The sequence below is a fragment of the Methylobacterium segetis genome (assembly GCF_004348265.1).
Taxonomy (GTDB): Bacteria; Pseudomonadota; Alphaproteobacteria; order Rhizobiales; family Beijerinckiaceae; genus Methylobacterium; species Methylobacterium segetis.
The window spans coordinates 1-8,835 of record NZ_SMNT01000156.1; the positions used below are offsets into that span (position 1 = coordinate 1).

Here is an 8,835-nt window from a genome sequence, read left to right on the forward strand (position 1 = left end):
GCCGACACGTTCGGCTCGAAGCACATCGGCAAGATCTACGGCGTGCTCTACTGCGCCAAGGGTTTTGCGGCCCTGTTCGTGCCGCTCGGCAACGTGATCATGCAGGCGACCGGCACGTGGTCGACGGTGCTCTACACGGTGGCCACCATGGACCTCATCGCGGCCGCCCTCGCGGTGGCGGTGCTCCGGCCCATGCTCAAGAAGCACCACGCGGCGAACGAGGCCGCCCTCCCGGCCGGCGCCCTCGCCCACGCCTGAGCCAAAACGCGCGCCCCGGTTCGCCGGGGCGGCCCCGACCAAGGCGGGGACGGTTCTGCAACGCAGGGCCGTCCCCGTTACGTTTCATGAACCCTACCGTGCGACGCTGCCGCCTCGATTCGTCGGCGTCCGGAGCGTGCCATGAGCGAGGAACCTGAGAACGTCGCGACGCGGCTCTGGCGCGACCGGGTCCAGGTCCGCGAGCAGGAGCGCAACGAGGCGCTGGCGCGCGCCCGCGTCGCGGAGGAGAAGGTCGCGCTCCTCGTCGCCGAGAACGACCGCCTCGAGCTCGAGATCGCGCGCCTGCGCACGCTCCTGGCGCCCGACGCCGCCCGGGCGAAGGCCGAGACCGAGGCGCAGATGGAGGCCCTCCGCGGCGCCCTGCTGCCCCTCCTCAGCCGCGCGGCCTGACGCGCCCCCCGCGCGATGGCCGAGCCGATGACGGCAGATCCGAGCCCGACCCCCGGCGCGGCCGCGCGCCTGCGCTGCCGCCGGATCGTCGAGGCCGACCGGGAGGCACTCGGCCCCCTCCTCGCCCGTGGCTTCCCGGGCCGCTCCGTGGCCGAGTGGGACGCGGCGCTCGCGCGCCTCCTCGCCTACAGCGCCGAGACCGGCTGCCCGCATTCGGGCTACGTGCTCGACCTCGGCGGCAATCTCGTCGGCGTGCTCCTGATGGTGTTCGGCGCGATCCCCGGGCGCCCGATGCGCTGCAACCTGTCGAGCTGGTACGTCGAGGAGAGCCACCGCGGCTACGCCTCGCTCCTCGTCGCCTCGGCGACCCGCGACAGGGCCGTCACCTACATCAACATCTCCCCGGCGCCCCCGACCCGCCCGACGATCGAGGCGCAGGGCTTCCGCCGCTACATTGCCGGCCTCCAGGTCGCCGTGCCGCTCCTGACCCGCGGCGCGGCCCCTCGGGTGCGCCTCGTCGAGGGGGCGCCGCCCGCCGGCGCCGCCGTCGCGGCGGGGGACGCGCACGTCATGGAGACGCATGCGCGGATGGGCTGCCTGACGGTCTGGTGCGTGGCGGAGGGGCGCGCCCACCCCTTCGTGTTCCAGCGCCGCCGCATCGCCGGCCACCGGGTCACGGTGGCCTACCTGCTCTATTGCGCGGATGCCGGCGACCTCCGCCGCTTCGGGCGCGCCCTCGGCCGCTTCCTCCTGGCCAAGGGCCTTCTCCTCGCGATGGTCGACGCGCCGGCCCCCGTGCCCGGCCTCGTCGGTCCCTACCTGCCGGATCGCATGCCGAAATACGCCAAGGGCGCCGACGTCCCCCATCCCGGCGACCTCGCCTTCACGGAGGCGGCGATCCTCGGCGAGGCTTTCTGGCTGAAGCGGGATTAGCAATCGACACCCGACGCTTGGTGCCCGGCATCCGAGGTTGGACGGGGGTGGGCGGCGGACGTGTGACGCTCACGGGATGAGCGTCCGGATCGTCAGGGGACGCGGAGGATCACGCCCCCGGACCGGCCTGCGATCGTTCGGAGATCCCGAGCGGGAGGCGTCTCAGTTCGCTCTTCAAGGCGTGGATGAACTGACGGACTCGTGCCGGCATGTGCTGGCGGGTCGGCAGCACCGCCCAGATGGCCAACTGCTCGGGCTCCGCGTCGGCCAGGGTGACGGCCGCGAGGGTGCTGTCGGCAAGCTCCTGCGCCACGTCCCAATAGGTCAGCAGCGCAATTCCTGCCCCGGCAATGCAGGCGGCGTGCACCGTGTCGACGCTGTTGGCGGCGAGCCGCCCCTTGATGCGCTTGGCGATCGGTTGCCCTGCCTGCTGGAAGGGCCACGCATCCATGGCGTGGAGCGTCAGGCAGGCGTGGGCGTCGAGGTCGCTCAACCGTTCGGGTGACCGATGCGTCGCGAGATAGCTCGGGGCTGCGCAGAGGATGCGCGGATTGTCCACCAGCCGCACGGCGACGAGTTCCGACGCCTGCAACGTTGCGACCCTGAGCGCCACGTCGATCCCGGACGCCGCGAGATCCACGATCCCGTCCGCGAAGGTCAGGTCAACCTGTAGCAGCGGGTTCTCCGCCATCAGCCGGACCACCAGCGGCACGACCACAGCGCGGCCGATCCGGTTCGGGGCCGTCACGCGCAGAACGCCGCTCAATCCCTCGTGCTGCTCGGAGAAGGCTGCCGCAACGGCGTCTCTCGCCTCCAGCATCGTCCGGGCGAGCGGCAGGAACGTCTCGCCATCCGCCGTCAGCGCGACCGATCGGGTCGTGCGGTGGAGCAGGCGAACACCGACTTCCTGTTCGAGCGCGGCCAACCGGCGACTGACCGCCATCGGCGACAGGCCCGCCTGCCGGCCGGCGGCCGAAAGGCTGCCGGTCGCGACGATCGCGCGGAACAGGGCCACGTCTGACAGGTTCATCGGCATAACACTGAACGATAAGATCCTTATCGCTCACCTCGGCTACTGCAAGGCCGCGCCATCCGCTACCTCGCTGGCGACAGAGCGGCGACGGTAGCTTGGAGGCCGGACATGAGCACGGACGCGACGGGCCTTTTCACCACGTTCGATATAAACGGCGTGACGCTCGGGAACCGCCTCGCGGTCGCGCCGATGACGCGCGTGAGCGCGTCCGACGAGGGCACGGCCACGGAGACGATGGCGCGCTACTACGAGCGCTTCGCCCGAGGCGGTTTCGGCCTGCTGATCACCGAGGGCATCTACACGGATCGGGCGTTCTCGCAGGGCTACCTGCACCAGCCCGGCATCACCGACGAGGCCCAGGAGCAGGCGTGGCGGCCGGTCGTCGAGGCGGCCCACCGGCACGGGGCGCACATCTTCGCGCAGGTGATGCACGCGGGTGCGATCAGCCAGGGCAACCGCTTCCGGGAGACCAGCATCGGACCTTCGGCCGTGCAGCCCAAGGGTGAGCAGATGGAGTTCTACTTCGGCAAGGGCGCCTATCCGCTGCCTGAGGCCATGAACGAGGAGCAGATCGCCGACGCAATCGAGGGCTTCGCCGCCTCGGCCGCACGCGCGGTGGCGGCCGGGTTCGACGGCATCGAGATCCACGGCGCGAACGGCTACCTGATCGACCAGTTCCTCACCGACTATGCCAATCGTCGCCGCGACCGGTGGGGCGGCGACACCCGCCAGCGCACCACGTTCGTGACCGCCATCGTCGAGGCAGTGCGGGCGAAGGCCGGTCCGGGCGTGCCGGTGGGGGTCCGGATCTCGCAGGGTAAGGTCAACGACGACGCCCATAAATGGCCGGGCCATGAGCAGGATGCCGAGGTCATCTTCGGCACGCTCGCGGAGGCCGGAATCAGCTACCTCCACGTCACCGAGCACAGGGCGTGGGAGCCCGCGTTCGAGGGTGGCCCCGACAGCCTTGTCGCACTTGCTCGCCGCTACGCGCCGCAGGTCCCGCTGATCGCCAATGGCGGCGTGCAGGATCGGGCGCGGGCGCAGGAGGTCCTGGCTGCCGGCGCGGACATCGTGGCGCTCGGCAAGGCCGCGCTCGCCAATCCGGATTTCCCGAACCGCATCCAGGCAGCCCAGGAACTGGCGGGCTTCGACCACGCCATCCTGGGGCCGATTGCCAACATCAAGCCGACCGAGCTTGCGGCCTGAAGGATCCGAGGAGCGGGCTGCCGCCTTGTTCCGGTGACCCGTTGCCCGCCGCGCGAGGAGATGGATCGAGGGATATGAGCCAGGACGCCAGCACCGCCGCACGGACAGCTTCCCGAGCGACCCTTCGCGTGTGGATCGACTTCGTCTGCCCCTACTGCCTCTTGGGGGAGCACGTCATTCGAGCCGCTTCCGAGGGGCTCGAGGTCGACCTTGTCTGGATGCCGTTCGAGTTGCGCCCCTACCCGACCCCGACGTTGCGGCCGGAGGACGCGTATCTGCCCACGGCATGGAAGCAGGGCGTCTACCCCGCGGCCGAGCGGATGGGCATCGCGATCCGCCTGCCGACCGTCTCGCCGCAGCCCTACACCCGCAAGGCATTCCTCGGACTTCAATACGCCGTCGAGCACGGTCGGGGCGACGCTTACGTCAATGCGGTTCTGCGCGCCTTCTTTCAGCAGGATCGCGACATCGGCGACACCGACGTTCTCAAGGCGATCGTGCAGGATCTCGGCCTCGACCCGCTCGGCCTTGATGGCGTGCTGGCCTCGCCGCTCTCCGGGGAGCGCCACGATGCGGCTTTGCGCGTGGCGCGAGAGGCGGGCATCCGTGCCGTCCCCTCGGTTGCTGTCGGCAACCGGCTGTTCTCGGGCACCCCGCAGCCCGAAATCCTGCGAGCCGAAATCCTGCGGCAAGCGGCCTAGCGCGACCGGTTCCGTCGAGCGTATCGCTCGCGTGAAAGTCACGACTGAAACTCTGATGGAGCCGTGCTCTGGAGCGATCCCGGCGATCGCAGCGTGCACATTTCAAGGTCCGAGGAGAGTCGAGGGCCGACCGTACCGAGCGACGGATTGGGACCGCGAGGGCGGTCTTTCCGATCTCAGAGACCCGAAATACCCCCGATCGTCCGAGACAGCGCGTCGCCTCCCGCAAACCGAACTCCGTCTTGCCCTAGAATGCGCCGGCGACAGCCGGATCGCCCCTTTCGCGCCCCGTCCCGCTGCCCGCCTCAGCGCGTCCGGGAACTCGGCAGGTAGCGCGGCTCCGGCTCGCGCCAGACGCTCAAGGCCCGCGTCTCGTAGGCCGGCGGGTCGAACTGCTCGCGCAGCAGGGCAAGCGCCAGGCCGAGAAGCAGGCCGACGACGAGGCCGCCCGCGATGATGGCGAGCTTCGAGATGCCGGCCTTGGCGACGGGGGGCGTCGCCTGCTTGATCGTGCGCGCATTCGTCGTGTCGAGGTAGTAGCGCTGCTGCAGGTCCTTGGCCCGGTTCAGGAAGGCCTCGTAGACGCCGCGGTTCGAGGCGGCCTCGCGCTCGAGCTCCCGCAATTGGACCTGGGCCTCGTTCGCCTTCGCCGCCTCCTTCTTGAGGGCGGTGATGCGCTGGTCGAGATTGGCCTCCGCCGCGCGGGCGCGGTCGTAATCGGTGGTGGCGGTGCGGGCGATGCGGCCGAGCTCGTCGTCGAGTTGCTGCCGGGCCGCGCGCACGCGCTGGGCCATGCCGGCATTGGCCGGATGGCGGGGTCCGTAGACGAGCGCCGCGTCGGCCTCGGCGCGCTTGGCCTCGGCAAGGGTCGCGCGCAGGGCGGCGATGGCGGGCGACTGGACGGCCTCCACCGTCGCGTCCTGCAGGTCGCCCGAGCGCCGGACCTTCTGGATCTGCTCCACGCGCGCCGCCGTCTCCGCCGTGCGGCTGCGCGCGCGGGCGACTTGGTTCGTGAGATCGGTGAGCTGCTGCTCGCCGACGAGCCGGCCCGAGGCGCCGACGAGGTCGTGGTTGCGCCGGTAGCGCTCGACGGCCGCCTCGCTCACCTGCAGCCGCTCGCGCAACTCGCCGAGCCGGGCTTCGAGGGCGCCGCTCGCCCGCTCGACCTCGTCGGTGCGGGTGCGCGTCAGCTCCTTCAGGAACGCGTCGGCGACGGCGTTGGCGATGCGCGCCGATTTCTCGGCCGATTCCGTCGAGATGCCGATCTCGATGACGAAGGTCTTGTCCGGCCGGCGCACCGAGACCGCCCGGTCGAGGGCGCGCAAGGCGCGCGATTCCGGCGTCTCCGCCTCCCGGTCCTTGTCCTTGTCGGGCGAACCGAGGAGCTGGTTCCTGAAGGTCGCCAGCAGCCCCTGGCGGGGCGACCCGAATTCGGGATCGGCGGCGAGCTTCTCCGACTGGACGACGCTCGTCAGGACGCTCGTCGAGCGCACCACCTGGAGCTGGCTCTCGCTGATGAGGGTCGCCTCCTCGCCGGTGCCGGCGGTCGGGTTGATGTCGTTCTGGAAGACCTGGAGGTTGCGGGGGTCGAGCAGGATCTTGGCCGTCGCGTCGTAGCGCGGCGGCATGGTCAGCGCGGCGCCGAGCGCTGCGAAGGTGAGCGCGAAGACCGAGCCCGCGATCCAGCGCCAGCGCCGCCGGAACGTCGCGACGATGCCGCGCAGGTCGATGACGGCTGCGGGGGCGGGCTGGAAGGCGAAGTGCGGATCGTTCAACGCGAATCTCTCCAACCGAACCATCGCGACCTCGCTCCGCCGGCCAGACGCGGCGCCCCGCCCTGTCCCGGCTCGGGACGAGCGGGACGAAGCCGTGCTGCCGGAGGAGAGATTTGCAAGGCGAGGACCATTGAACAGAGGCGTCGGGTCGAATTCCGGTGTCGAAGATCAGACAGGGTTAAGCCTCGTCCGGTTTCGCGGCAGTGAATCCTGGACTCGCATTCGCTCCTCCTCCTTCATCGACTGTTCATCACGCCGGACGTCTGCCCGAGGTCTTCGCGCATCCGCCCGTCAGCTTGCGCCGATGCTGATCCGGGTGTGCGCGTCCGCGGCGCCGAGTGTACCGGACAGGACGAGGCTGTGGGCCGTGGCGAGGTGTCCGAAGCGGGGCGCGTAGACGGCCGCTCCCGGCGCGGTGGCCGCCGTGAGCCGCGTCTCAAAGCCGGACGGTGGCACGATTTGGCACAGGAGGCCGGAGGCGTCGCCGAGGGCGAGGACGCCATCCTGCAGGCTGGCCGCGAGATCCGGGTGGACGAGGAAGCGGATCTCGACCGGGAGGCCGCCGCGGCCCCCGTCCAGCCGGTCCGCGATCAGGAACCCGGTCGGGTCGCGCGCGACGCGGCGCCGGTGCGCGACGCCGAAGCGCCGGGCGTAGCCCTCGTGCGCGCCGGTGACCGACCAAGCCTCTCCCTCGGTCTCGGCGACGAGGCGCGCGTCGGCGCGGCTCGCCCAGTGGAAGCCCGCGGAGGCGAGGCTGTGGGAGGCCCCCGCCACGCTCAGCGTGTTGTGGGCGAGGCTCTCGCGCATCGCGACGCGGCCGGCTCCCCCGGCATGGTAGAGGTGGGTGCCCGCGTCGATCAGGACGGGGCGGCCGTCGATCGACAGCCAGATGCCGAGCGCGTCCGCGTGGCCGTGCGCGGCGAGCGTCAGGTAGCCGATCGGCCCGTGGTCGAACACGAGGTGGCAGGCGCGCCCGGCGATGCGCGCGTGGACGGCCGTGTAGCCGCCTTGCCGGAAGGTCTGCCGCCCCTCCGCGACGGGGCTGGGATCGGGCGGCGCGCCGAACACCGCGTCGCGCGGGTGCGGGTCGCGGGCCGGCGGGGCGAGGTCCGGACGGCCGGCGAGGCCGGCGATCGCCGCGGTGACGGAGGCGACGTAGCGGGGCTCGCGGCCGAGCCCGTCGCTGAGGATCCGCCCCTCGTCGTCGTCCCCGATCGCCGGGTTCCGCCCGGCCCCGTCGAGCATCGCCCGCAGGAACCCGGCCCCGGCCGCGAGCCGCGCCAGGAGCGCGGGCGCGAGCGGGCGCCCGGCGTCGCGCGCCAGCACGAAGCCGAGGCCGAGCATCTCCATCGTCCAGGCTTGGTAGGTCAGGGATTGCTCGGCCCCGACGCCGTCCGGCAGGATCTGGCGCTCGCCCTCCCCCTCGAGGATGGCCCGCCCCTCCGCCTCCCAGGACGCGGCCTCGGCGGCGCCCTCCAGCAGGAGCCCGGAGACGAGGAGCCCCAGCCCCTCCGCGATGCGGTGGTTGTTGGCCGAGGAGTGGAGCGAGGGGAAGGCCGCGATGGCCTCCGCATGGGCCGCGACGAGCCTGCGGAAGGCGGCGCGCTCCTCCGGCGGCAACCCTTCCGGCCCGGAAGCGGCCGCCACGAGCAGCAGGCTGACGAGCCGGAGCGTCATCTCGATGCCGGAGAACCAGTGGACGCCGCCATAGGGCGGGTTCACCCGGGAGAAGCTCGTCACGATCGCCCGTGCCGCCTCGCCGGCACGGGCATCCCCCGCGGCGCAGGCGGCGGCGAGCGGGTGGAGCATCTGGAGGCGGGCCGGCTCCCAGACGAACTTGACGTCGCCGGGGCGGCCGCTGCCGTCGGGCGCCTCGACCGTTGCGCGCACGTCGACGCGGTGGGCCGGCACGCCGGCCCCGGGCCAGGCCACGCCCGTCACCGGATCGTGAAACCAGAAGCCCGCACCGGCATCCGGGCCGGTGAAATCGGGTGCCGGCCAGTCGCGGCCGAAATAGTGGAATCGTCCCGCCTCGATCGCGGAAAGGCTGCGGCGCACGCCCGGCAGCCCCGCGGATTCCGCGAGCGCCCGCCGAAGCTCGGGAAAGTCGGGCAGCGGCGCGGGATCGCCCGGCGCGCGCGTCTCCCAGCCGATCGGCCGCCGGGCCCAGGCGCGCCTCCGCGCCGCCTCGCCGACGCGGTGGACGATCTCGGCGGGACCCATGGAGCGCAGGCGGCCGAGATACCACGCCAGCCGCGCGAGGCGGGCGCCGCCCGCGCTTCGGGATGCCCGCGCTGCGTGGCCTTGTGCGCTTGCGCGCGTCTCGGTTGTGCGCGATGCGCTATCAGCCTGGTCCATGCCCTGTCCCGGATTGAGCCGTCAAATTGCGGAGATCGCGTGAACGGGATCGCAAGAGTGTCAAAACAAAACAGTTTTGCCGCCGAAACCCGTGGTTCCCATCTTGCTCTCGCTACAACCGCAAAGATGAGCCGTCCAAGATCGTGCTGAGTCGGGA

Annotated in this window: 7 protein-coding genes and 1 pseudogene; 5 read left to right on the top strand and 3 right to left on the bottom strand. The window is 71.6% G+C overall.

Annotation, left to right across the window (positions count from 1 at the left end; all coding sequences use genetic code 11):
• The 3 genes and pseudogenes from E1J50_RS24755 to E1J50_RS24765 all read left to right on the top strand — a co-directional run.
• Nucleotides 1-258: pseudogene (locus tag E1J50_RS24755) on the top strand (oxalate/formate MFS antiporter); the annotation flags it as partial.
• 141 nt (nucleotides 259-399) lie between these two features.
• Nucleotides 400-669, top strand: a complete 270-nt coding sequence (locus tag E1J50_RS24760; protein ID WP_132256731.1) for a hypothetical protein — start codon at nucleotides 400-402, stop codon at nucleotides 667-669.
• 27 nt (nucleotides 670-696) lie between these two features.
• Complete coding sequence (locus E1J50_RS24765) at nucleotides 697-1,602, top strand: acyl-CoA acyltransferase (RefSeq protein ID WP_132256734.1); 906 nt, start codon at nucleotides 697-699, stop codon at nucleotides 1,600-1,602.
• Nucleotides 1,603-1,711: 109 nt separating this feature from the next.
• Here the strand turns inward: E1J50_RS24765 and E1J50_RS24770 are convergent, their stop codons facing one another.
• On the bottom strand, nucleotides 1,712-2,617 hold the full coding sequence (locus E1J50_RS24770) for a LysR family transcriptional regulator (RefSeq protein WP_245516744.1): 906 nt from the start codon (nucleotides 2,615-2,617) through the stop codon (nucleotides 1,712-1,714).
• 126 nt (nucleotides 2,618-2,743) lie between these two features.
• Between E1J50_RS24770 and E1J50_RS24775 the strand changes: the two genes are divergently transcribed.
• Entirely contained in the window at nucleotides 2,744-3,844 is a 1,101-nt protein-coding gene (locus tag E1J50_RS24775) for an oxidoreductase (RefSeq protein ID WP_132256738.1), read from the top strand.
• Between the two features lie 74 nt (nucleotides 3,845-3,918).
• Complete coding sequence (locus E1J50_RS24780) at nucleotides 3,919-4,545, top strand: DsbA family oxidoreductase (protein ID WP_132256740.1); 627 nt, start codon at nucleotides 3,919-3,921, stop codon at nucleotides 4,543-4,545.
• 305 nt (nucleotides 4,546-4,850) lie between these two features.
• Here E1J50_RS24780 and E1J50_RS24785 read toward each other — a convergent pair whose 3' ends face one another.
• On the bottom strand, nucleotides 4,851-6,320 hold the full coding sequence (locus tag E1J50_RS24785) for a GumC family protein (RefSeq protein WP_165937970.1): 1,470 nt from the start codon (nucleotides 6,318-6,320) through the stop codon (nucleotides 4,851-4,853).
• Between the two features lie 291 nt (nucleotides 6,321-6,611).
• Entirely contained in the window at nucleotides 6,612-8,678 is a 2,067-nt protein-coding gene (locus E1J50_RS24790; RefSeq protein ID WP_132256744.1) for a heparinase II/III family protein, read from the bottom strand.
• Nucleotides 8,679-8,835: the final 157 nt, after the last annotated feature.